Raw genomic sequence first — 21,871 nt, 5'->3', positions numbered from 1 at the left:
CCCCCCCCCCCCCCCCCCCCCCCCCCCCCCCCCCCCCGGCCGGGGGTCAGGCGAGGCCCAGGTGCAGGCCCGCGAGAACGCGGTAGAGGGGCTCGCGCATCACGGTGTTGCGGTGCGCGGCGACCATCGCCAGGTCGCGCAGGATGCGGGTGAAGCGCGCGCCGTCGTCCAGGACGCCCGCGCCGACGCTCTGCCGCAGCGGCCCCTCGACCACCGCGATGACCTGCAGCATCGCCTCCCGGGCGATGGCGCCGAGCCGCACCTCCTCCTCCGCGCCGTACGGCGGGCCGCCCGCCGCCGTGCGCTCGCACAGCGCGTGGTGCTCGGTCGCGCACCGCATCAGCGCCGCCTCCGCCGTGGCGATCTTCGCCAGCCCCTCGCCGTACCAGCGGTGGTAGTCGGGGTCGGTCAGCCGCGGCACGATCGGCGGCAGCGCCGTCCGGCGGGTCCGCATCTCCTCCTCGAACGCGTCCAGCGCCGCGTACCCGGCGCCGACCGTGATCGCGCACAGCGTCATCGTGAACGGCGCCATCGACCGTCCCGAGTAGAGGGCGTCGCCGTGCAGCGCGTACCCGGGCGTCCCGCCGTCCACGGCCACGTTGAGCATGTCGACGCCTTCGAGGGCGTAGTCCGCCGGGATACGGCCGCCGTCGAACCGGATGCTGTGCGACCCGCTCCCCTTGAGGCCGAGGTCGCCGCCCCAGTCGTCCAGCATCGTCCACTCGCTGCGCGGCGCGATGTACAGCAGCATCCGCCGCGCCTGCTCCTCCCTGGGCAGGCCGTCGATGAGCGCCTGGCCGACGAAGTGGGTCGAGTACGGGACGCCCGAGCAGTAGCCGACCGTCCCGTCCAGCCGCCAGCCGCCGTCCTCGCGGCGCGCGACGACCCCGGGAGCGGCGACCGACGCGGCCCGGAACTCGCCGTCCCCGAACACCTCGTCCTGGACGTGCTTCCCGAAGTACGAGCCGACCTGGAGGGCGTGCGCCGCCGCGAGGCCGAAGCACCAGGCGGTGCCGGCGCAGCCGTGCGCCAGCTCGACGAGCACCCGCGCGTAGTCGGAGAACGGCAGGGCCAGCCCGCCGTACCGGCGCGGGACCAGCATCCGGTAGAAGCCGCCCTCCCGGAACATCTCGTGGACGTCCTCGGCGTAGTAGGTGCGGCGCTCGGTCTCGGCCTGCCGCTCGACGAGCAGCGGGCGCATCTCGGCGGCGCGGCGGACCAGGTCGTCACCGGTGGGAGCGGGGGAGGCGGAAGGGGCGGTGGCGCGTGGGGCGGAGGGCAATGGCGGTCCTTCCCGGGAGTGGGGGAGCGGTGCGTCGGCGTTGACGCCCGCCGCCATCGTCACATGATCAACGAGCGGCCGCTAAGCCGGCCCGTGCTCGCCGTTCCTGTCGTGCCCGCCGTGCCCCGCGCGGCGCGCGAGTAGGCGGCGCTTCGCGCCGTGCCGCTCGTCCGGGACGTCCTCCTCGCCGAGGACGGTGAAGCCGGGCGGGAGCAGGGACGCGGGCTCGCCCGGCGCCAGGCACCATCCGGCGGGCAGGCCGGGCCGCACGGTCCGCGCCGCGATGGTGAACGCCTCCCAGGCCAGCACGCCGCCGGGCCCGGCGGCGCGCGCGGCCGGGCCGAACACCGGGCGGTCCCAGAAACCGGTGCACAGCACCAGCGCGAACCCGCCCGGCCCGTCCGCCGCCCATTCGCCCAGGTCGGCGTGGACGAGGGTGAGCAGGCCACGGACGCCGCGGCGGCGGGCCTCGGCGTCGAGCAGCCCGAGCGCGGTGTCCGAGACGTCCACCGCGGTGACCCGGCGGCCCTGCCCGGCGGCCAGCAGCGCGGCGCCGGACGGGCCGCACGCCAGGTCCAGGACCGGGCCGTCCGGCGGCGCCAGCGCCAGGGCCCGCGCCGCCAGGGGATGCGGGACGAACGCGGGGCCCGCGCCGCCGGCGTACTTCGCGTTCCACCGGATCCGGTCGGGATGCCCGGCCAGCCGCGGCGGAACGTCCTCGGTCATGCCCGGCACCCTACTCCGGGCCCCCGGCGAAGTGCCGGAGGCATGTATCAGGGCACGGGGGCGCGCCCTCTTCCTGGTTATGGACCCCTCACGCCCCCTACGTCCCTTGACGGTGGACGACATCGTCCGCATCGCGACGTACCAGGACCGGAAGCCGACCCACGAGGCCCGGGTCATCGCGTTCGCCTACCACCGGCTGGCGCTCGACCTGGCCCGCCACCTGGGCCGCGACGCGAACAACTGGTACTGCTACGCGGTGTGGGCGGTACGGGCGGTCAGCGAGAACCTCGACCTGTCGGAGGGCTCGCCGTTCCTGGCCGAGACGGGACGCCGGCTGAACGTGCCGGCCGCCCTGCGGCGCCCGTTCCGGAGCGTGATGCTGGCCCTGCTCGGCCCGAGCTACCAGCTCGGCCTCGCGCTCGCCAACCGGGCCATCTTCCTGGAGATGGGCAGCCTGGCCGCCGGCCTGTGGGCCGGCGGGCCGGAGTACGCGGTGCGGGTGCGGGAGTCGCGGGAGACGGAACGTCCGGGCGGCGCCGCCGCCGCGGCGGGCGAGGGGGCGCCCGACCCGGTGGTGCGCCGCCCGGCGTTCCTCACCCGGCTGCTGGCCCCGGCCGACGAGAGGCTCCTGGACACGGTCGTGGAGATGTTCACCCGCGCCAGGGACGAGACCGACCCCGCGCTGCGCGCCGAGTACGTGCTGGGCGCCAGCGTCGCGCTGGTCGCCTACGAGCAGCAGCGCGTCCAGCGGGCCCTGGAGCTGGTGTTCTACCGGCCGCCGCGCTGGGTGCTGCGGGCCCCGGGGCACTGGCTGCGCGGCGTGGTGACCGGGCGCCCGGCCCACCGCTTGGAGGTGTACCTGCAGCCGCACGAGTCGCAGCCGCGGCACGTGCGCAAGGTGGAGGAGTGGTGGGCCGGGTTCTACACGCGCAACCTGATGGGGATGCGCACGCCGCTCGGGTCGTTCCGACTCGGAAGGCCGCTCCCGCCCCCGCGGAGAGCGGCCACCGAGCCGCTATGGGCGCCCTTCAAGGACGCGGACGTGCGCGAGCTGGTCGAACGGTTCGTCCCGGACCCGGAACGGGCCACCGACGGCGTCACCGACTGGCTCGACTTCGACGACCGGATGCGGTTCATCGCCACGTTCTTCCGGCTCTACCTGGCGGTGCCGGAGCTGTTCGACCCCCCGTACGTGCCGCCGGCGTCCGACGGGCTCCTGGCGGACATGGACGACGGCGACGTGCCCGCGCCGTACCGCGAGTGGCGGCACGGCCAGGTCACCCGGCGCCGGACGCGGCTGCCGGTCCTGCGGCAGTTGTACCGCTCGCCGCTGCGGGCCGACCCGGACGCCGACGCGCTGGCGGCCTTCGACCTCCGCCCGTTCACCGAGGAGCGGCCGATCGCCACGCGCCCGCCCAAGGCCGGGTACGAGGCGTGAACCCGCCGCGTGCATGCTCACCTCCCTCACCGTCCGCTTCACCGGTCCCGCCTCAGACCAGCAGGTCCGGGGTCACGCCGCGCTCCTCCAGCAGGCCGCGCAGCCGGGTGAGGCAGCGGGCGCGGGACGGGCCGATGCTGCCGATCGGGCGGCCGAGCGCGCGGGCCACCTCGACGTACCTCAGCTCGGGCCGCTCGGCCAGCAGCGTGAACAGCTCGCGCTGCGGATTCGGCAGCTCGGCGGCCGCCTCGGCGAGCGTGCCCGCGAGCCAGGCGCGCGCGAGCCGCCGGTCGACGGCCGCCGCGTCGTCGTCGCGGGGCCGGTCGACGGTGTCCAGGTCGTCGACGCACACCTCCCGGGACCGCCGCAGGATCCGCAGCGACTCGCGGGCGGCGATCGTGGCCAGCCAGCTGCCGATCCGCTTCTCCTGCTCCAGCCGGCACAGGTTCTGCACGGCCAGCAGCCAGGTGGTCTGGATGACGTCCTGGGCGTCCTCGCGGCCCAGCCGGTAGCGCCGGATCCTGACCCGCAGCATGCCGGTGTAGGTCTCCACCAGCCGCTGCCAGGCGTCGGGGTCGCCGGCGCGGGCCGCCGCGACGAGGGCCGTGGGGTCCTCGGCGGCGGGCGCGGCGGCGGGTGGTTCTCCGGTCATGGGAGAACGTTCCATCAAGATCGGACTTCGTGCTGTTTCCGTGGTTACAGTTTCGATGTCTGCTACGACACAATCGCGGCGTACGGCCGTACAGTTCGTTTTATGGAAAGCGGCGGCGAGTGGGTCACGGGCGTGCTGGCCACCGTTCCGCTGTTCGCCGTGCTGGGGGAGGCGGGCATCGCCGCCGCGGCCGCGGCCGGATCGAGCCGCCGCCACCCGGCCGGCCGGTACGTGTTCCACCAGGGCGACCCCGGCGACCGCCTCTACGTCGTGCTGGACGGGCTGGTCAAGGTCGTCTTCGCGACCGAGGGCGGCGCCGAGATCGTGCTGGACACGCTCGGCCCCGGCGAGACGTTCGGGGAGATCGCGGTGCTGGACGGCGCGCCGCGCTCGGCGTCGATCGTCGCCGCCGCGCCGACCCGGCTCTTCTCGCTGTCGCGCGAGCGCCTGCTGGCGCTGATGCACGAGCATCCGGAGCTGACCGACCAGTTCCTGCTGACGCTGGGGCGGCTGGTGCGGCGGCTGACCGAGCGGGCCGCCGACACCGCGTACCTCGACCTCGGCGGGCGGCTGGCCAAGGTGCTGCTGCAACTGGCCGGCAAGCACGCCGCGCCCGGCGGCGACGACCCCGCGAACGGCGCGGTGATCGACCTGCGGCTGACGCAGTCCGATCTGGCGGCGCTGGTCGGGGCGTCCCGGCCGGCGCTCAACCGCGCGCTGCACGCGCTCGCCGCGCGCGATGTCATCGCGATCGAGAAGCGCACGATCGTATTGCGGGATATCGAGGCGCTGCGGCGGCGCGGCATGCCGTGAATTGCCCGGTGTGTGGCGTTACGGGAATGGCCGGATAGGGACACCCGTGTCACCGGAAACGGGGCCCGCGGGAACGTGCCGGTAAAGTGTCCCTGTCCATTTTCCGCTGCCCGCGCCCCGGCGTGACCGCGGAAAACGCGGGCCAGGGGAACCGGGCGAATCGGCGGGGGTGACGCGATGCGTGCCCGGAACGGCACCGGCGGCACGGCCGGTGAGGGCGCCGAAGGCGCGAAAGGCTCGGCGGGTGCGGCAGGCTCGGCGGGCGCGGCGGACCGCTGGACGGACGCCGAGTTCCGGCGGCTGCGCGCGGCGGCCGATCCCGAGATCGACGCGATGGTGGCCCGCTACCGGCGCGAGCGTCCCGAGACCGCGGCCGACCCCGGCGGGCTCGTCCGCGCGCTGATCCGCGACCTGGGCCGGGCCAAGGCGCGGGCGCGCGGCGTCGCCGTGGCCGAGCCGCCGCCCCCGGACGACCCCGTGGAGCTGCTGGACGAGCTCGCGGCGGCGACGGAGCTGCCCGACTGGGGCCGCGACGCCGCCCTGATCGAGCGCGGCCAGCGCGTGTTCACCGAGTACGGCCTCTACCAGTCGGTCGCGCTGTTCTTCTCCTGCCTCCCCCTGGCGTACGCGGAGCCCGGCAGCGCCCGCGCCCTGGCCCGCGTGTCCGACCTGGCCACCGGGAACCTGACCCGCAGGGTCGCCGAGACCGGGCAGATGCTCATCGACGTGATGGGCCTGGAGAGGGCGGGCGCCCTGGAGCCGGGCGGCCGCGGCCACACCGCCGCGATCGGCCTGCGGCTGCTGCACTCCTGCGTGCGGGCGCTGCTGCTGGAGCGCGACGGCCCCGAGGTGTGGGACACCGAGGCGCAGGGCCCGCCGGTCAACCAGGAGCTGCTGCTCGCCACGCTCATGGACTTCTCCCTGGTGACCTGGGAGGCCATGGAGCGCATGGGCATCGTGCTGGACGACGGCGACCGGGCCGCGAACCTCTACGTCTGGAGCGTCTTCGGCCACCTCATGGGCGTGGACGCGTGCGCGGACGGCCCGCTGGCGCTCGCCGACCTCGACGCGATCAGCGCGCACCTCGGCCGCGGTCTCGCGCCCACCCCCGAGGGGCGCCGGCTCATGGCGGCGCTGCTGGCGGAGATGGAGGACTTCATGTTCGTGGGGTGGCGCAAGCTGCCCCGCAGCTTGATCCACTGGCTGTTCGCCGAGGCCGCCCACGGCGTGAGCGAGGTGCCGAAGATGCTCGGCGTGCCGCCGCCCGCCTGGTGGGCGCGGCCGATGTTCGCCACCGCGCTGGCGGCGCACCGCGTGTCCTGGCTGCCCGACCCGCTGCGGCCGGTCGTGCGCGGGCTGATCCGCCGGGCCGGCCGGATGGTGATCCTGACCTACGCCGACCGCTACTCCGGCGGCGGCGCCCCGTTCCAGATCCCAGGCGAGCTGGCCCGGCGCTGGCGGCTGCGGCGCGCGCCCGCGGCCCGCCGGGCCCGGGGCGCACGGCGGGCGGCGCGCCGCGCCGTGCGGGCGCCGCTGCGGCCGCTGCGCGAGCGGCGCGGTGAGCGGCGGGGCGAGCGGGCGGCGTGATGGCCGCCCCGGCGCCCGGCGCGCTGACCACCGCGACGGTGCTGTTCACCGACGTCGTCGACTCGACCGCGACGCGGGCCCGGCTCGGCGAGCGGCTGGCCGACGGCCATTTCGCGGGCGTCTACAAGGCGCTGCACGGTGCCGTCACCGCGGCCGGGGCCGTCTACACCAAGAGCCTCGGGGACGGGCTGATGGCGGTGTTCGCCTCGGCCACCGCCGGGCTCGAGGCGGCCGTCGCCGTGCAGCGCGCGATGGCCGGCGAGAGCGACCGGGCGGCCGAGCCGGTCGCGGTGCGCGCCGCGCTCAGCGTCGGCGACGTGCGCTGGCACGAGCACGACGTCAGCGGCCTGCCCACGGTGGAGGCGGCCCGGCTGATGGGCCTGGCCGGGGGCGGGCAGGTGCTGTGCACCGAGCTGGTCCGGCGGATGGCGCGCGACCGCGGCGGGCACGAGTTCAAGGACCGCGGGCGGCTCCCGGCCAAGGGCCTGCGGGCCCCGCTGCGCACGTACGAGCTGCTGTGGCGCAACTCCGGCGACGACCCGGCGCTGCGGCTGCCGTCCTGGCTGGACGCCGGGCACGTGCTGCCGTTCGTCGGCCGCGAGGCCGAGCTGGCCGCGCTGGACGCCGAGCTGGCGGCGGCCGAGCTGGGCACCCGGGTGGTGATCCTCCAGGGCGAGCCGGGCGTGGGCAAGACCCGGCTGGCCTCGGTCGCCGCGCGGCGCGCCGCCGACCGCCGCTTCACCGTGCTGGCCGGGCGCTGCACCGATCCCGCGCGGCAGGCGTACGAGCCGATCGCGGCGGCGGTGGAGCGGCTGGCCCGGGACGCCCCGGAGCTGCTGCTGCGGGCCGGGGTCGACCGGCGCTGCGGGCAGCTGGTCAGGCTGGCGCCCTCGCTGGCCGCGCCGCCGCTGGAGCTGGCCGTACCGCCGGCGACCGAGCCGGTGTCGGAGCGCTACCAGCTGGCCGCCGCCGCGCGCACGCTGGTCGAGCGGCTGGCGTCGGTCGGCCCGGTGCTGCTGGTCATCGACGACCTCCAGTGGGCGACGGCCGAGTCGCTGGAGATGCTGCGCGCACTGATCTTCGAGTCGGACGGGCTGCCGCTGCTGGTGCTGGCGACGTCGCGGCCCGTTCCCGCGGACGCGCCGGGCCCGGCCGCGGCGGGCTGGCACGGGCTGGAGGCCGAGAGCCGGATCGTCCCGGTGACGCCGTTCGGGGTGGACGAGGTCACCGCGGCGCTGCGCGCGGTCGCCCGCCGCTCGGCTCCCGGCGCCGCCCGGCTGCACCAGATCACCGGCGGGAACGCGTTCCTGGTCAGCGAGGTCGCCCGGGAGCTGGTGGCGGGCGGCGACCTGGACCGGATCGCGGTGCCCGACTCGGTCACCCGCATGGTGGTGGCGCGGCTCGCGAGGCTGCGGCCGGGCGCCCGCGACCTGGTCAACCTCCTCGCGGTCGGGGAGCGGATGGACTCGGCCGAGCTGCGGGTGGCGCTGCGGATGGACGAGGCCGGCTTCGTCGACGTGATCGAGGAGGTCATGGCCAGCGGCCTGGTCACGATGGCGGCCACCGGGGCCTGCCGCTTCTCGCACGAGCTGATCAGGTCGGCCGCGTACGGCGCCCTGTCCGCGCCGCGTGCCGCGCTGCTGCACGGCCGGGTCGCCGAGGCGCTCCGGGACGCCGACCCGCGGATCATGGAGTCGCGGCCGTACGTGGTCGCGGCGCACCTGCTCGCCGCCGCCCGCGGCGGCCACGACCCGGCCCGGATCGCCGCGGCCGCGGACGCCGCCGGGCACGCCGCGGCGCAGGCGCTGGCCCGGCTGGCGCACCAGGAGGCCGTCACCTGGTGCCGCAGCCTCCTCGAACTGCTCGACCGCGACCCGGCCGCCGGCCCGGACCGCCGCGCCGAGGCGCTGGTGCGGTGCGGCCGCGCGATGTGGCTCGCCGGGGACCCGGAGGGCCGTCCCACGCTGGCCAAGGCGGCGGCGCTCGCCCAGGAGTGCGGGCGCGGCGACCTGGTCGTGGCGGCGGCGGGCGCCGAGGACCGCGGCTTCTTCAGCATGACCGCCGCCGCCGACGCCGGCCGGATCGAGCTGCTCACCCGCGCGCGCGACCTGGTCGACCCGGCCGACCTGCGGACCCGGGCGCTGCTGACCGCGCAGCTGGCCGCCGAGCTGACCTGGGCCCGGGACGGCGGCCGCCGGTACGCGCTGAGCGACGAGGCGGTCGCGCTGGCCCGCGAGTCCGCCGACCCGGCCACGCTCGTGAGCGTCCTCGGGCTGCGCAGCCTGACGGTGATCCCGGCCGTGCCGCTGGAGCGCCGCCTGCGGGACGGCCAGGAGATGCTCCAGGCGGCCCTCCGCACCGGCGACGACCTGGCGCTGTTCCACGCCACGTTCCAGCGCATCCCGCCCGTCCTCGAACGCGGCGACATGGACATCGTCGCGACGTTCCTGGAGCACGCCGACGAGCTGGCGCGGCGGCTGTGCCAGCCGCACCTGGTGTGGCTGGTCGGCATGTGCCGTACCGGGCTCATCCTGCTGCGCGGCGACATGGAGGCCGCCGAGCGGTCCTCCCTCGCCGCGCTGGAGATGGGCTCCAAGCTCGGGCGCCGCCTGGAGGCGCTGGCCTTCCACGCCGAGCAGATCGGCGAGATCCGCCGCTTCCAGGGCCGGCTCGGGGAGCTGCGCGACCGGCTGCGCCGCGCCTCCGAGAGCCCGCGGGTCGACCCCGTCCACGCCATCCTGCGGTTCCTGTGCGAGCTGGACGACGCCGAGGCCGGGCCCGCGCTCGAACGCGTCCTCGCCGAGCACGGCCTGATCCCGCGCGCCGACCTGGCGCAGCGCCCGGCGCTGGACAACCTGGCGTACGCCGCCTGCCACCTCGGCCGCGACGACCTGATCGGCCCGCTGTACGAGGCGCTCGCCCCGCACGGCGACACGTTCGGCACCTCCGCGGTCGGGCACCACTGCGGCCACCACTACCTCGCGCTGCTGTCGGCCGCGTCCGGGGACGCCGCCCGCGCCGGCGAGCACTTCGCGGCCGCCGCCGCGGTGCACGAGCGCTGCGGCGCCGCGCTGCTGGGCGCCGAGTCGCTGCTGGACTGGGCCGACCATGCCGACCATGCCGACCGTACGGGCGGCGGGCCGGACACCGCGGACCTGCGCCGCCGCGCCGCCGCCCTGATCGAGGGCCGCGGCGCGGTGCTCCTCGAACGCCGCCTGGCGGCCCGCCCCTGAGGACATGTATCACCGCCCGCGCCCCGCGGCTCTGTTGAGGTACCGAGCGATTACCAGGGGGGCGCATGCAGGCCAACGATGTCCGGCTCATCCGGGTCTTCACCACCAACAAGCCCGGGGCGTCCCAGGATCCGACGCCCAACGCGCTGGGCGGCACCCGGATGGGCGAGTTCTACCTGGTGATCGCGGCCGAGTCCGGCGACGGCCTGGGGGAGGCCGAGGCGCCGTACACGCTGATCATCAGCGCGGCCTCCACCTCGGGGGGCATGACCACGTTCGCGCGGCGGCGGGACGTCGAGACGATCACGGCCGGGAAGTTCGGCTGGACCGATCTCGGCGCCCACGCCGGCTACGCCAAGCTCGACACGCTGATGGTGCCGGTGGAGCGGTTCCCGGTGGGCGACGCGTACCGCTTCACGGTGACGCTGCTGGCCGCCGGCGGGATCGTGTCCACGCTGCGCAGCAACGAGTTCGTCATCGTCTAGACCGGCACTGCGCGGCGTCAGCGGGCGGGCTCGGGCTCGGGTTCCTCGGAGGGGCGGAGCGCGGCGAGCGCGGCCCCGGGCGTGTCGGTGTAGAAGCGGACCGCCGTCACCTCGGCCCGCCCGCCGAGCGGACGGACGGCGGTGACCGGCTCGGCCAGCTCGACGACGATGTTGGTCTGGGACCCCACCACGACCGCGAGCCGGCCGCCGTCCTCGACCCTGATCAGGCCGTCCTCGTTGTAGTTGCGCATCTGCCGGACGGCGGCGATCCGCTCGCGCGGGATCCGCAGGTCGAAGAACGCCCCGTACCGCAGCCGCAGCTCATCGCCCGACACCACGTGCGGGCGGGTGATGCAGGCCGCGATCACCGCCAGCACGATCAGCACCGAGTACGCGTCGATCACGAACACCACGGCCCGCAGCCAGCCCGGGGCGCCCACCGCCCGCAGGATGATCTCCACCCCGACCAGCTCGACGACCATGGCGATGAGGAAGGCCGCCATGGTGGCCGTCTGGGCCCCGGAGTAGGGCAGCGGCACACCGCCGGGTCCGACCCCGTCCCGCCGCCGCGCCACCCACAGGAAGAGGCTGCGCATATGCACGGCGTCGAACGCCATGACCCGCCGCACCACATCCCCGACCGGCCGCTCCATCTTCATCCCCATCTCCCGCTCCCTCCGCCTCGAGCCGCCAGCGCCCCGACCGCCATCACTCACACCGCCACCCGCCCTGCCGCCGTACGTCCCGCCGCCCGCGCGCCTTGCCGCCGGACGTCCTGCCGTCGCGGCCTTGCCCGTCGTTCGCCCCGGGCCGTCGTTCCTTTGCCGCCCGTCCGGGCTGGTGAACGCCGGGCCGGCGTCCGCCTGGGGCGTCGTTCGCACTGGTCGTCCTATGTTCCGCCGTCATCCGCTCTGCCGTCGTCCGCCCGTTCGCCGGGCGGCAGGCCCTCGCGGGCGCGCGCTCGCAGGGTGCGTATGAGCAGGCGGAACGCTTCGGCCTGGGCGGAAGTCATCTCCTGGCTCATCTCCGCCAGCCAGCCGCCGGTGGCCGGGTCCTCCAGGCTGGTGATCATCACCGCGGCCATCTCGCCGGGGATGTAGTCGGCCATCTCGCGGGCGGTCTCGGCGACGCGCGGGTCGCCGGGGTCCGCGTCGGCCAGCTCGTCCAGCCGGGCGTAGAGCCCGGCCCCGCGCTCGGCCATGCCGGGCGCGGTGAGCGGCTGGAGCAGCTCGGCGTACGCGGACCGGTCGCCGTCGGCCGCGCCGGTGTCGATCATCATCATCAGCTCGCGGTCGAGCCGGCCGATCGCCGTGCCGCCGTCGGGAGGCAGGTCGCGCAGGACGGCGGCCATGGCCGGGGACACCGCCGCGTCCGGGTGCACGTCGGGCTCGGCCAGGAGGGCGGCCAGCCGCTCGCGGCGGGCCGCGATCGCCTCCTGCTGCCGGGCCAGGTCGGCGTCCAGCTCCTGGAGCACCTCGCGCAGCTCCCGGCCCCGGTCGTCGGCCAGGACGTCGCGGATCTCGTCCAGCGACAGGCCCAGCTCGGTCAGTCGCCGGATCCGGGCCAGCGCGACCGCGTCCCGCAGCCGGTACTCGCGGTAGCCGTTGGCCAGCCGCTCGGGCTCGGGCAGCAGCCCCTGGTGGTGGTAGTGCCGCACGGTACGGGTGGACACCCCGACCAGCGCGGCGAGTTCGCCGATCCGCATGCCTCCATTAGAAACGTTGACGTCGCGGCAAGGTCAAAGCGGCCGCTCCGCGGTCCGGCAGCGCTCGGCCAGGACGTCCGCGAGCGGCTCGCGGCGGACGCACGAGCCGAACGCGAACGAGTCGGCCAGGGCGTCCAGCTCGCCGTCGTCCAGGCCACGGAACAGGTCCGCGTACTCGACCGTCAGCGGCTGGGCGAACAGGATGTGCCGCATCAGGTCCTCGGTGAACTTGCGCCGCCCGAACGGGTACGGGTCGAAGTCCGGGTACTCCTCGGTCATGAACGCGTGCACCGGCTCGGTGAGGTGCCGCACGCCCGCGTCCGTCGATCCCCAGTGGTCGGCGCCGAGCCGCGTCTTCTTGGCCTGGAACGCCCCGAACCGCCGGGCGTACGGGCTGCCGGGGTCGGTGTGCACCAGGCCCTGGAGCCCGACGTCCTTGTACGTCCACAGCGACCAGCCGGCGCCGTGGGCGTCGTAGATGTCGAGCTGGTCGCGGAGGATCTGGTAGCGCTGCGCGTCCCGTTCCGGGTCGCCGGTGTAGACGGGGCCGAACTCGCCGACCCAGATGGGGGTGCCGGTTCGGCGCTGGTAGGCGGTGCGTTCGAGGAACTTCTCGGCCAGCTGGTCGCGGTCCACCCACACGCCCTCCGTGCGGCCGGGGTAGGGGCCGCCGTACACGAAGCCCGCGAGGGCGTAGTCGTGGCAGGTGTAGACGGTGTTCTCGCGCGGCTCGCCGAACATGTCGAAGCGGGTGGAGTAGGTGTTGCCGTCCAGGAAGAGGGTGTGCCGGGGGTCGGCCTCCCGGACGGCGTCGGCGAGCCGGGCGTAGAACGGCCCGATGATCTCGCCGGTGGGGTCGGCGGGCTCGTTCAGCAGGTTGTGGCCGGCGACCCACGGGTGGCCGGCGTACCGGTCGGCGATCGCCTGCCACAGGTTGACGACCCGGTCCTGGAAGTGCGGGTGCTCCCAGAGCAGCGGCACGTGGACGGGGTTGTCGCTGTGCCAGTGGTGGTTCTGCGCGCCGGGGGCGGCGTGCAGGTCCAGGACGGTGTAGAGGCCGTGCCGGGCGCAGCTGTCGATCACCCGGTCCAGCTGCGCGAACCCCGACTCAATGATCTTGAATGGGGCGCGGTCGTCCTCGAAGTGCCGGTAGTTCAGCGGCAGCCGCACGCAGTTGAGGCCGAGCGAGGCGAGGTAGGCGGCGTCCGCGTCGGTGAAGAAGGCGGTGAGCAGCCGGTCGAAGAACCGCCGGTACCGCTCCTCGCCGAGGACGCCGAGCACCGCCCGGCGCATCAGCGTCTCGGTCGCCGGGTAGCCGGTGATGAAGTTCTCCATGTTCATCCAGCCGCCGAGCCCGACCCCGCGCAGCCGCACGGCGGCGCCGGTGCCGTCGGTGAGCCGGTCGCCGGCCACCCGCAGGAACCGCTGGTCGTCGGTCATGTGCACTCCGTTCCTCGTTCTCGGTTCCTCGGTCCCGTCACTTGCCGAACCCGGCGGTCAGCCCGCCGACCAGGCGCCTGCGCCCGATCAGGTAGAAGGCGAACACCGGCAGGACCGACAGCGTCATCGCCGCCATCAGCGCCGGCACGTTGGAGGTGTACTGGCCCTGGAGGCTCCAGAGGCCCATGGTGAGCACGCGGCGGTCCTCCGACTGCGTCAGGACCAGGGGGAACAGGAAGCCGTTCCAGGCGTTGACGGCCACGTAGATCCCGACCGTCACCAGCCCGGGCCGGCTGAGCGGCAGCACCAGCGCGCGCAGCACCCGCACCGCCCCGCCGCCGTCGATCGCCATCGCCTCGTACAGCTCCTCGGGGATGTCGCGCAGCGTCGTGGTGAGCACGAGCACCGCCATCGGCAGCAGGAACGCGGCGGTCGGCAGCACGATCCCGGCGAGCGAGTCGTACAGGTGCAGCCGGGTGATGATCAGGTAGACCGGGACGATCACCGCCTGGGCCGGGATGGCCAGCCCGAGCAGCAGCAGCGAGAACCCGGCCCGCAGCAGCGGCCCGGAGCCGCGGACGATCGCGTACGCCGCGGGCAGCGCCAGCACCAGCACCAGCGCGACGGACGCGGCCGTCACGATCGTCGTGTTGAGCAGGTAGCGGCCGAACCCGCCGCCGAGCACGGTGGAGTAGTTCTCCAGCGTGGGGGAGGTGGGCGCGGAGAGCGGGCCCGCCGTCAGGTAGTCCTCCCGGGTGCGCAGGCTCACCGCCACCAGGTAGTACAGGGGGACGCCCACCACCACGAGCCAGGCGAGCGCGGCCGCCATGGCGAGCGGGTTCGCGCGCCGCGCGGCGGCCAGCGGGCGGGCCCGCCGGGCGGCGGCGGTGCCCTTCGGCGGCGCGGCGGTCAGCCGGGGGTGCACGGTCACAGCCCCTCCCGCCTGCTGCGCATCGACGCGAAGCCGGTGGTGCGGACGATCACGATGGACAGCGCGGTCCCGACGACCACCAGCAGGACGGCGAGCGCGCTGGCGTAGCCCATCTCGAACGCGGAGAAACCGGTCAGGTACATGTGCAGGGGCAGCACCCGGGTCGCGGTGCCCGGCCCGCCGCCGGTCATGAGCAGGATCGTCTCGAAGTAGGTGAACGACCCGACCAGGATCAGCACCGTCGACGACACGACGGTGTAGCGCAGCTGCGGCAGCGTGATCGAGAAGAACCGCCGCACCCGGCCGGCGCCGTCGATGGCCGCCGCGTCGTACAGCACCGCCGGGATCTGCCGGGCGCCGGCCTGGTAGAGCAGCACGTGGAACGGCACGAACTGCCACGACACCACGAGCACCACGGCGGCCAGCGCCCGGGACGGCTCGCCGAGGATGTCGCCGTCCCGGGCGAGCAGCAGCGGGCCGACGAGGTCGGCCAGGCCGAAGTTCGGGTCCAGCAGCGACTGCCACAGCAGCGCGACCGCCGCGTTCGACATCAGCAGCGGCACGAAGAACACCGCGCTCAGCGCCGCCCGGCCCCGGCCGCGGCCGGCGGCCCAGACCCCGAGCAGCAGGCTGATCGGGGTCTGGACGCACCAGGCCGCGGCGGTGAGGATCAGCGACAGCCGCAGCGAGCCGGGCAGCGCCGCGTCCTGGCCCATCCGGGTCCAGTTCGCGGTGCCGGCCCACTGCGGGGAGCCGAGGCCGTTCCACGCCGTGAAGCTGAGCACGGCGACCAGCGCCAGCGGCGCCACCGCGAAGACCGCGAAGAAGGCGAGGGCGGGCGCCGCCCAGGCCGTCCCGGGGCGCTGCCTCACTTGGCCTTGCCCATCGCGGCGGCGAACTCGCCGGGGTCGATCTCCTTCAGGAACAGCTTCTGCAGGTTGGTGAGCAGCGCCTCCGACACCGACGGGGTCAGCGCCTGGTCCCAGGACTGGGTGAACTCGGGCGCGCCGCTCACCATCGAGTAGATGAACGTGCTGTACGCCGCGTCCGGCCCGGAGCGCAGCTTCGGCTCCAGCCCCTTGATCGCCGGGATCTCGCCGACGCCGATCATGCCCTGGACGTAGGCGTCGGAGGTCATGGTCTCCTTGAGGAACCTGACCGCGGCCGCCCTGTCCTTGGTCTTCGCGCTCACCGAGTAGAAGTTGGTGGGGTTGCCGACGATGTTGCGCGGGTCGCCGGCTCCGCCCGCGACCGAGGGGAACGGCACCCAGCCCATGCGGGCCTTCCTGACGAAGTCGGGGTTCTGGCCGAGCTGGGTGGCGTACTCCCACGAGCCCATCAGGTGCATGGCCGCGCGGCCCTTGGCGAAGAGCGTCGAGGCGCCGCCCACGTCGTAGTCGACGGAGCCGAACCTGGTCCCGAACGCGCCGCGGTCGACGAGCTGCCGGATCATCGTCAGCGACCGGAGCACCGCCGGGTCGCTCCACGCGCCGGGCCTCCCGTCCATGATCGCCTGGAACTTGGCGGGCCCGCCGACGCGGTCGAGCAGGTACTCCAGCCACATCAGCTCGGTCCAGCCCTGCGAGCCGGCCAGCGCGAACGGCGTGATCTTGCGGGCCTTGAACGTGTCGACCAGTTCGAGGGTGTCGTCCCAGGTCTTCGGCGGCCGCGCGCCGGCCGCCTCGAACACGTCCTTGTTGTAGAAGAGGACGATCGGCTGCATGCCGCGCTCGGGGACGCCGTAGTACTTCCCGCCGAGCTGCGCCGTCTTCATCACCGACGGGAGGAACGAGTTCAGCCACGCCGGGTCCTTCTGGAACTCGGCGGTGAGGTCGGCGACCTGGCCGGCGTCGACGTACTGCTTCAGGTGCCCGCCGCCCCAGTTGAGGAACACGTCGGGCGCGTTCGGGGCGCCCATCGCGACCTGGAGCTTCTGCTTGTACGGGTCGTTGAGGAAGGTCTCCAGCCGGACGTCGGTGCCGCCGGACCTGTTGAACGCCGTGACGCCGTCCCGCTCGACCTTGTTGACGGCGTCGCCCTGGAGCGTCCAGGCCCGGATCTCCCCGGCGGCGCCGCCGCCCGCCGGGCCCGACGTTCCGCACGCGCCGGCGGCCAGCACGGCCGCGGCGATCAGCGCCGTCCATCCGGCGCCGCGACGATTCCTGAACACCTTTCGCACCTCCTGAGGCGCCGCCCCCGGACAGCGATGTTCGAAATGTTCCCGATATGTTTCGGAAACTAGAAGCGGGGCGGACCCCTGTCAATATCGAGAATCCGCTTTTGTATGGGGCCGGGCCATCGAAAATTTTCGGAGTAGGATGCCCCCATGGTGCAGCCGCGTGTCACGATCACGTCCATCGCGCGCGAGGCCGGGGTGTCGGTCTCGACCGTGTCCAAGGTGCTCAACGGCCGTGCCGACGTGGCGGCCGGCACCCGCAGCCGGGTGGAGGAACTGCTCGACAAGCACGCCTACCCGCGCGCCGGACGCCGCGGCGCCGATCCGGCCGGGCTGGTCGACCTGGTCTTCGGCGAACTCGACAGCCCCTGGGCCGTCGAGATCATCCGCGGGGCCGAGGAGGTGGCGCGCGCCGCCGGTCTCGGCACCGTCGTCTCGGCCATCCACCCCGGGTCCGCGGCGGGCGCCGGTGCCGACGGCGGCGGGGAGCCGGCCCGGCAGTGGCTCGACAACCTCGTCCGGCGCCGCTCCGAGGGCGTCGTGCTCGTCCTGGAGGAGCTGGCCCCCGGGCAGCTCGCCCGGCTGGAGTCGCTGGACGTCCCGTACGTCGTCATCGACCCGCGCGGCGAGCCCGACCCGCGGATCCCGTCCATCGGCGCCGCCAACTGGGCCGGCGGGATGGCCGCCACCCGCCACCTGGCCGAGCTGGGGCACCGCCGGATCGCCATCATCAGCGGGCCGGCGGGCCTGCTGTGCAGCCGGGCCCGGCTCGACGGCCACCGCGGCGCGCTGGAGAGCGCGGGCCTGCCGGCCGACCCGGACCTGGTCCGGTACGGCGACTTCCACCACGAGAGCGGCTACGTCCAGGCCGGGCTGCTGCTGGACCTGCCCGACCCGCCCACCGCGATCTTCGCCGGGTCCGACCAGCAGGCGTACGGGGCGTGCGAGGCGGCCCGCGAGCGCGGGCTGCGGATCCCGCAGGACCTCAGCATCGTGGGGTTCGACGACCTGTCGGTGTCGCGCTGGTTCTCGCCGCCGCTCACCACCGTCCGCCAGCCGCTGGCCGAGATGGGCGCGCTCGCCGCCCGCATGCTGCTGCGGATGGCGCGCGGCGAGACGCCGGAGACCCGGCGCGTCGAGCTGGCGACCGAGCTGGTCGTCCGGGAGAGCACCGCGCCCCCGCCGTGATCCGCGCAGGGGCCGGCCGTGCGGCCGGCCTGCTCAGCCGGTCCGGTCCAGCCGGCCGACGAGGGCGCTCAGGGCGGCGCCGAGCGGGGCGTCGAGCGTCGTCAGGGCGTCGGCGTCGCCGCGGGTCGCGCCCCGGTTGACGATCGCCACCGGGATGCCCAGCTCGGCCGCGCGGCGGACGAACCGGTACCCCGACATCACGGTCAGCGAGGAGCCCAGCACCAGCAGCGTCCCGGCCCGCTCGGTCAGCCCGAAGCACTCGGCGACCCGCGGTCGCGGCACGTTCTCGCCGAAGAAGATCACGTCCGGTTTGAGGATCCCGCCGCAGGACAGGCAGTCCACCACGCGGAACGCGTCGATGAGCTCGCCCTCCAGATCGGCGTCGCCGTCGGGATTGATCGTGTCCGCGGCGGCGTCCCAGCCGGGATTGGCCGCCGACAGCCGCTCGTGCAGCTCACCGCGCGGGGTCCGCCGGCCGCAGCCCAGGCACAGCACCCGGCCGAGCGCGCCGTGCAGCTCGATCACGCCGCCCGCCCCGGCGGCCTGGTGCAGGCCGTCCACGTTCTGCGTGATGATCCCCGAGACCAGCCCCCGGCGCTGGAGCTCGGCGACCGCGCGGTGGCCCGCGTTGGGCTCGGCCCGCTCGATGTGCCGCCACCCCAGATGGCTGCGCGCCCAGTACCGCCGCCGGTTCGCCGCGGCACCGGTGAACGCCTGGTACGTCATCGGATCCGACCGCCGCGCCCGTCCGGTCTCGCCCCGGTAGTCGGGGATGCCGGACTCGGTCGACAGCCCGGCCCCGCTCAGCACCACCACGTCGCCGTCGGCCACGAGGTCGGCCAGCGCGTCCAGGGAGCGTTCCGCGCCGGGCGGCGGCGCCATCACCGATGTCACCCCTCCATGGTGCCCGATCACCCGGGTGCCGAACGAGAGGTGTCATCACAGGTGTGCGGGTATGCAGCCACCCGTGGACGGGACCACCATGACGGCCCTGGAGGCGGTCACCACCGCCGACCTCGGGGCGGCGCGGATGCAGATGGCGCTCTCGCTGGGCTGGCACATCGTGCTGGCCTGCCTGGGCGTCGGGATGCCCGCCATCACGCTGATCGCCGAGTGGCGCGGGCACCGCACCGGCGACGACAACTACCGGCTGCTCGCCCGCCGCTGGGGCCGCGCGATGGGCGTGCTGTTCGCGGTCGGCGCCGTGTCCGGGACGATCCTGTCGTTCGAGATGGGGCTGCTCTGGCCGGGGATGATGGGCACCTACGGCGAGGTCATCGGGCTGCCGTTCTCGCTGGAGGGCATCGCCTTCTTCATCGAGGCGATCTTCCTCGGGATCTACCTGTACGCCTGGGACCGGCTGCCGCCCGTCCCGCACATGCTGTCCGGGATCCCGATCGTGATCGCCGGGGTCGCCAGCGCGTTCTTCGTCGTGACGGCCAACGCCTGGATGCAGCAGCCGACCGGGTTCTCGACCGCGGACGGCCGGGTCGTCGCGGTCGACCCGTGGGCGGCGATGTTCAACCCGGCCACCCCGCCGCAGACCGTGCACATGATCCTCGCCGCGTTCATGGTGGCGGGGTACCTGATGGCGAGCGTGTACGCGGTGGCGATGCTGCGCGGGCGCCGGGACCGCTACCACCGGCTGGGGCTGCTGATCCCGTTCACCGTCGCGGCGATCATCACGCCGGTGCAGATCGGCGTCGGGGACTGGGCGGCGCACTTCGTCGCCGACAACCAGCCGGTCAAGCTGGCCGCGATGGAGGGCGTGTTCGAGACCGAGCGCGCCGTGCCGCTGCACCTGGGCGGCGTCGCGGTCGACGGGGAGCTGCGGTACGGCGTCGAGATCCCGTACGGGCTGTCGCTGCTGGCGCACTGGGACCCGAACGCCGAGATCACCGGCCTGAACGAGGTGCCCGCGGACGAGCGGCCGCCGGTCAACATCGTGCACTGGGCGTTCCAGATCATGGTCGGGATGGGCTTCGCGCTGCTGGCCCTGGCGCTCTGGCTCGGGCTCTGCTGGTGGCGCCGCCGGACCCTGCCCCGGACGGCGTGGTTCCTGCGCGCCACCGCCGTCTCCGGCGTGGCCGCCGTGCTGGCGCTGGAGGCGGGCTGGACGGTCACCGAGGTCGGCCGCCAGCCGTGGATCGTGTACGGCGTGATGCGCACCGCCGACGCCGTCAACCCCGCGCCCGGCCTCGTCTGGGGCTTCGTCCTGGTCACCGCCGTGTACGCGGTGCTGACGGTCGCGACGGTGTACGTGCTGCGCCGGATGGCCCGCGACCGGCCGGTGCCGATCGCCCCGCAGGAACGCGACGTCACCGGGTTCAAGGTGGTCTGACGATGCTGCACGAGATCCTGCTGGCCGTGCTCTGGCTGGGGCTCACCGCGTACGTGCTGTTCGGCGGCGCCGACTTCGGCGGCGGCGTGTGGGACCTGCTCGCCGGGGGCAGCGAGCGGGGCCGCCCGCAGCGGGCGCTGGTGGAGCACTCGATCGGCCCGGTCTGGGAGACCAACCACGTGTGGCTGATCTTCGTGATCGTGGTGACCTGGACGGGCCTGCCGCCGGTGTTCGCCGCGATCGCCTCGACGCTCTACATCCCGCTGACGCTGGTCGCGCTGGGCATCATCGCGCGCGGCGCCGCGTTCGCGTTCCGCAAGGCGAGCAGCGAGCTGTGGCAGCAGCGGCTGTTCGGCGCGACGTTCGCGTTCTCGTCGGTGGTCACGCCGTTCTTCCTCGGCACGGTCGCGGGCGCCATCGCCTCCGGCCGCGTGCCGCCGGGCATCGCCGCGGGAGACCTGGTCACCAGCTGGTTCAACCCGACCTCGCTGATCTCGGGGGCGCTGGCGGTCGGCGTCGCCGCGTACCTGGCCGCCGTCTTCCTCACCCGGGACGCCGAGCGCGGCGGCGACACCGCGCTGGCGGAGGCGTTCCGCCGGCGGGCGCTCATCGCGGGCGCCGCCGTGGGCGCGCTGTCGGCGCTGGGCCTGGCCGTCCTGTACGCCGACGCGCGGAACCTGTTCGACGAGCTGACCTCCGGCCGCGCGCTGCCGCTGCTGGCCGTGTCGATCCTGGCCGGGCTCGCGTCGCTGGCGCTGCTATGGCGCCGCGCTTACGTGGCCGTACGGGTGACCGCCGCGCTCGCCGTCGTCGGGCTGCTGTGGGGCTGGGGCCTCGGCCAGTACCCGCACCTGCTGCCGGGCGTGGACGTGGCGGACGCCGCCGCGACCGACACCGTCCTGACCGCGAGCCTGGGCGCCCTGGCGGTCGGCGCCCTGCTGCTCCTGCCGTCCCTGTGGTGGCTGTACTGGACGTTCCAGCGGGAGGAGGGCGGGGAGGCCGCCGAGGCGGAGCGGCACTGACGGCCCCGCTCAGCCGCCGGTGACCGCCTGGGCCAGCACCATCCCGGCGTAGGCCGCGCCCAGCCCGGCCGCGACGGACGCGCCGACGTTGAGCAGCGCGGCCGTGCGGGCGCCCCGCTCGGCCAGCCGCACCGTCTCGTACCCGAACGTGGAGTACGTGGTCAGCGCGCCGCAGAAGCCCGTCCCCGCCAGCGCCATCGGCCCGGACCCGGCGGGCAGCGCGGCCAGGAACCCCAGCACCGCGCAGCCCGCCGCGTTCACCGTGAACGTGCCCCACGGGAACGCCGAGTCGTGCCGCGCCTGGACCGCGCGGTCGATCAGGTAGCGCAGCGGGGCTCCGGCGGCCGCGCCCAGCGCCACCAGCAGGACCGTCACCGCCCCTCCGCGCGGGCGGGGAGCAGCGCGCGGGCCAGCCGCGCGCCGGCCAGGACCGCGGCCAGCGCGCACACCGGCGTCACGGCCAGGTAGACCAGCGCGGTGGCCGGCGACCCGGCCTCGACGGCCCGCTGCGCGTCCACGGCGTAGGTCGAGAACGTGGTGTACCCGCCGAGCGCCCCCACGCCGAGGAACGGCCGGACGAGCCGGTGCGCCGCCCACACCTCGGTGATCGCGACCATCAGGATCCCGATCAGCAGGCAGCCGGACACGTTCACGGTGAACGTCGCCCACGCGAACGCCCCGGCGGGGTGACCGAACGCCGCCGCGACGCCGTACCGGGCCAGCGCCCCGCACGCGCCGCCCGCCGCGACCGCGCCCAGCGTCGACCACGGGGCCGTCCGGGACGTCCCGGCCCGCCGCGCCGGGACGTGGAGATCGACGTCCCGGCCGGTCGCGTGGTCGTCGCTCACCCGG

Annotated in this window: 20 protein-coding genes; 8 read left to right on the top strand and 12 right to left on the bottom strand. The window is 74.8% G+C overall.

Translation table 11 applies throughout. The features are described 5' to 3' along the window. Positions 1-46: 46 nt before the first annotated feature. Both ACA361_RS08465 and ACA361_RS08460 read right to left on the bottom strand, forming a co-directional pair. Positions 47-1,282, bottom strand: coding sequence for an acyl-CoA dehydrogenase family protein (locus tag ACA361_RS08465; RefSeq protein WP_375011256.1), 1,236 nt, complete (start codon positions 1,280-1,282; stop codon positions 47-49). A gap of 81 nt (positions 1,283-1,363) precedes the next feature. Further along, positions 1,364-2,008, bottom strand: a complete 645-nt coding sequence (locus ACA361_RS08460; RefSeq protein ID WP_375011255.1) for a class I SAM-dependent methyltransferase — start codon at positions 2,006-2,008, stop codon at positions 1,364-1,366. A 106-nt stretch (positions 2,009-2,114) separates the two neighbouring features. On the opposite strand from ACA361_RS08460, the gene ACA361_RS08455 reads away from it, so the two are divergent. Next, a complete protein-coding gene (locus ACA361_RS08455; protein ID WP_375011254.1) occupies positions 2,115-3,446 on the top strand; it encodes a hypothetical protein in 1,332 nt (443 codons plus the stop codon). A gap of 52 nt (positions 3,447-3,498) precedes the next feature. Here the strand turns inward: ACA361_RS08455 and ACA361_RS08450 are convergent, their stop codons facing one another. Further along, positions 3,499-4,098 carry an RNA polymerase sigma factor gene (locus ACA361_RS08450; RefSeq protein WP_375011253.1) on the bottom strand — a complete coding sequence of 200 codons (600 nt, stop codon included), beginning with the start codon at positions 4,096-4,098 and terminating at the stop codon, positions 3,499-3,501. Between the two features lie 102 nt (positions 4,099-4,200). Between ACA361_RS08450 and ACA361_RS08445 the strand changes: the two genes are divergently transcribed. From ACA361_RS08445 to ACA361_RS08430, 4 genes are all read left to right on the top strand, one after another. Continuing rightward, positions 4,201-4,911 (top strand): Crp/Fnr family transcriptional regulator, encoded by a 711-nt coding sequence (locus ACA361_RS08445; RefSeq protein WP_375011252.1) that lies wholly within the window; start codon positions 4,201-4,203, stop codon positions 4,909-4,911. A gap of 177 nt (positions 4,912-5,088) precedes the next feature. Next, the gene (locus tag ACA361_RS08440) at positions 5,089-6,498 is read left to right on the top strand and encodes an oxygenase MpaB family protein (RefSeq protein ID WP_375011251.1); all 1,410 of its coding nucleotides are present in this window, start codon (positions 5,089-5,091) and stop codon (positions 6,496-6,498) included. Further along, positions 6,498-9,731 (top strand): AAA family ATPase, encoded by a 3,234-nt coding sequence (locus tag ACA361_RS08435; protein ID WP_375011250.1) that lies wholly within the window; start codon positions 6,498-6,500, stop codon positions 9,729-9,731. The genes ACA361_RS08440 and ACA361_RS08435 overlap by 1 nt, the downstream gene beginning before the upstream one ends. A 65-nt stretch (positions 9,732-9,796) precedes the next feature. Then, positions 9,797-10,216 carry a hypothetical protein gene (locus tag ACA361_RS08430; protein ID WP_375011249.1) on the top strand — a complete coding sequence of 140 codons (420 nt, stop codon included), beginning with the start codon at positions 9,797-9,799 and terminating at the stop codon, positions 10,214-10,216. A gap of 17 nt (positions 10,217-10,233) precedes the next feature. Here ACA361_RS08430 and ACA361_RS08425 read toward each other — a convergent pair whose 3' ends face one another. The 6 genes from ACA361_RS08425 to ACA361_RS08400 all read right to left on the bottom strand — a co-directional run bounded on the left by ACA361_RS08425 (position 10,234) and on the right by ACA361_RS08400 (position 16,462). Continuing rightward, complete coding sequence (locus ACA361_RS08425) at positions 10,234-10,881, bottom strand: hypothetical protein (RefSeq protein ID WP_375011248.1); 648 nt, start codon at positions 10,879-10,881, stop codon at positions 10,234-10,236. Between the two features lie 224 nt (positions 10,882-11,105). After that, the gene (locus ACA361_RS08420; RefSeq protein ID WP_375011247.1) at positions 11,106-11,921 is read right to left on the bottom strand and encodes a MerR family transcriptional regulator; all 816 of its coding nucleotides are present in this window, start codon (positions 11,919-11,921) and stop codon (positions 11,106-11,108) included. A gap of 33 nt (positions 11,922-11,954) precedes the next feature. Beyond that, a complete protein-coding gene (locus ACA361_RS08415) occupies positions 11,955-13,361 on the bottom strand; it encodes a glycoside hydrolase family 5 protein (RefSeq protein WP_375011246.1) in 1,407 nt (468 codons plus the stop codon). 37 nt (positions 13,362-13,398) lie between these two features. Beyond that, complete coding sequence (locus ACA361_RS08410; RefSeq protein WP_375011245.1) at positions 13,399-14,292, bottom strand: carbohydrate ABC transporter permease; 894 nt, start codon at positions 14,290-14,292, stop codon at positions 13,399-13,401. Beyond that, positions 14,289-15,164, bottom strand: a complete 876-nt coding sequence (locus tag ACA361_RS08405; protein WP_375011244.1) for a carbohydrate ABC transporter permease — start codon at positions 15,162-15,164, stop codon at positions 14,289-14,291. The genes ACA361_RS08410 and ACA361_RS08405 overlap by 4 nt, the downstream gene beginning before the upstream one ends. Next, on the bottom strand, positions 15,161-16,462 hold the full coding sequence (locus ACA361_RS08400) for an extracellular solute-binding protein (RefSeq protein ID WP_375011243.1): 1,302 nt from the start codon (positions 16,460-16,462) through the stop codon (positions 15,161-15,163). The genes ACA361_RS08405 and ACA361_RS08400 overlap by 4 nt, the downstream gene beginning before the upstream one ends. A gap of 156 nt (positions 16,463-16,618) precedes the next feature. On the opposite strand from ACA361_RS08400, the gene ACA361_RS08395 reads away from it, so the two are divergent. Beyond that, positions 16,619-17,656, top strand: coding sequence for a LacI family DNA-binding transcriptional regulator (locus tag ACA361_RS08395; RefSeq protein ID WP_375011242.1), 1,038 nt, complete (start codon positions 16,619-16,621; stop codon positions 17,654-17,656). A 33-nt stretch (positions 17,657-17,689) separates the two neighbouring features. Here ACA361_RS08395 and ACA361_RS08390 read toward each other — a convergent pair whose 3' ends face one another. Beyond that, entirely contained in the window at positions 17,690-18,538 is an 849-nt protein-coding gene (locus tag ACA361_RS08390) for an NAD-dependent protein deacetylase (RefSeq protein ID WP_375011991.1), read from the bottom strand. Between the two features lie 73 nt (positions 18,539-18,611). Here ACA361_RS08390 and ACA361_RS08385 point away from each other — a divergent pair, with 73 nt between their 5' ends. Further along, positions 18,612-19,997, top strand: coding sequence for a cytochrome ubiquinol oxidase subunit I (locus ACA361_RS08385; RefSeq protein ID WP_375011241.1), 1,386 nt, complete (start codon positions 18,612-18,614; stop codon positions 19,995-19,997). Between the two features lie 2 nt (positions 19,998-19,999). Then, the gene (locus tag ACA361_RS08380) at positions 20,000-21,019 is read left to right on the top strand and encodes a cytochrome d ubiquinol oxidase subunit II (RefSeq protein ID WP_375011240.1); all 1,020 of its coding nucleotides are present in this window, start codon (positions 20,000-20,002) and stop codon (positions 21,017-21,019) included. A 9-nt stretch (positions 21,020-21,028) separates the two neighbouring features. On the opposite strand, the gene crcB is transcribed toward ACA361_RS08380, so the two are convergent. Together crcB and ACA361_RS08370 are read right to left on the bottom strand one after the other, a co-directional pair. Further along, positions 21,029-21,394, bottom strand: coding sequence for a fluoride efflux transporter CrcB (crcB, locus tag ACA361_RS08375; protein ID WP_375011239.1), 366 nt, complete (start codon positions 21,392-21,394; stop codon positions 21,029-21,031). Continuing rightward, positions 21,391-21,867 carry a fluoride efflux transporter FluC gene (locus ACA361_RS08370; protein ID WP_375011238.1) on the bottom strand — a complete coding sequence of 159 codons (477 nt, stop codon included), beginning with the start codon at positions 21,865-21,867 and terminating at the stop codon, positions 21,391-21,393. The genes crcB and ACA361_RS08370 overlap by 4 nt, the downstream gene beginning before the upstream one ends. Positions 21,868-21,871 lie beyond the last annotated feature (4 nt).

The sequence above is a fragment of the Actinomadura sp. 21ATH genome (assembly GCF_041951345.1).
Classification (GTDB): Bacteria; Actinomycetota; Actinomycetes; order Streptosporangiales; family Streptosporangiaceae; genus Spirillospora.
Note: the sequence above shows the minus strand (reverse complement) of the source record. Positions and strands in the feature narration are given on the sequence as shown.

Excerpts from the sequence above, each read along its gene's own strand:
- ACA361_RS08460 (WP_375011255.1), bottom strand. The coding sequence starts at position 2,008 with ATGACCGAGGACGTTCCGCCGCGGCTGGCCGGGCATCCCGACCGGATC.
- ACA361_RS08450 (WP_375011253.1), bottom strand. The coding sequence starts at position 4,098 with ATGACCGGAGAACCACCCGCCGCCGCGCCCGCCGCCGAGGACCCCACG.
- ACA361_RS08445 (WP_375011252.1), top strand. The coding sequence starts at position 4,201 with ATGGAAAGCGGCGGCGAGTGGGTCACGGGCGTGCTGGCCACCGTTCCG.
- ACA361_RS08440 (WP_375011251.1), top strand. The coding sequence starts at position 5,089 with ATGCGTGCCCGGAACGGCACCGGCGGCACGGCCGGTGAGGGCGCCGAA.
- ACA361_RS08435 (WP_375011250.1), top strand. The coding sequence starts at position 6,498 with ATGGCCGCCCCGGCGCCCGGCGCGCTGACCACCGCGACGGTGCTGTTC.
- ACA361_RS08430 (WP_375011249.1), top strand. The coding sequence starts at position 9,797 with ATGCAGGCCAACGATGTCCGGCTCATCCGGGTCTTCACCACCAACAAG.
- ACA361_RS08425 (WP_375011248.1), bottom strand. The coding sequence starts at position 10,881 with ATGGGGATGAAGATGGAGCGGCCGGTCGGGGATGTGGTGCGGCGGGTC.
- ACA361_RS08420 (WP_375011247.1), bottom strand. The coding sequence starts at position 11,921 with ATGCGGATCGGCGAACTCGCCGCGCTGGTCGGGGTGTCCACCCGTACC.
- ACA361_RS08415 (WP_375011246.1), bottom strand. The coding sequence starts at position 13,361 with ATGACCGACGACCAGCGGTTCCTGCGGGTGGCCGGCGACCGGCTCACC.
- ACA361_RS08395 (WP_375011242.1), top strand. The coding sequence starts at position 16,619 with ATGGTGCAGCCGCGTGTCACGATCACGTCCATCGCGCGCGAGGCCGGG.
- ACA361_RS08390 (WP_375011991.1), bottom strand. The coding sequence starts at position 18,538 with ATGGCGCCGCCGCCCGGCGCGGAACGCTCCCTGGACGCGCTGGCCGAC.
- ACA361_RS08385 (WP_375011241.1), top strand. The coding sequence starts at position 18,612 with ATGCAGCCACCCGTGGACGGGACCACCATGACGGCCCTGGAGGCGGTC.
- ACA361_RS08380 (WP_375011240.1), top strand. The coding sequence starts at position 20,000 with ATGCTGCACGAGATCCTGCTGGCCGTGCTCTGGCTGGGGCTCACCGCG.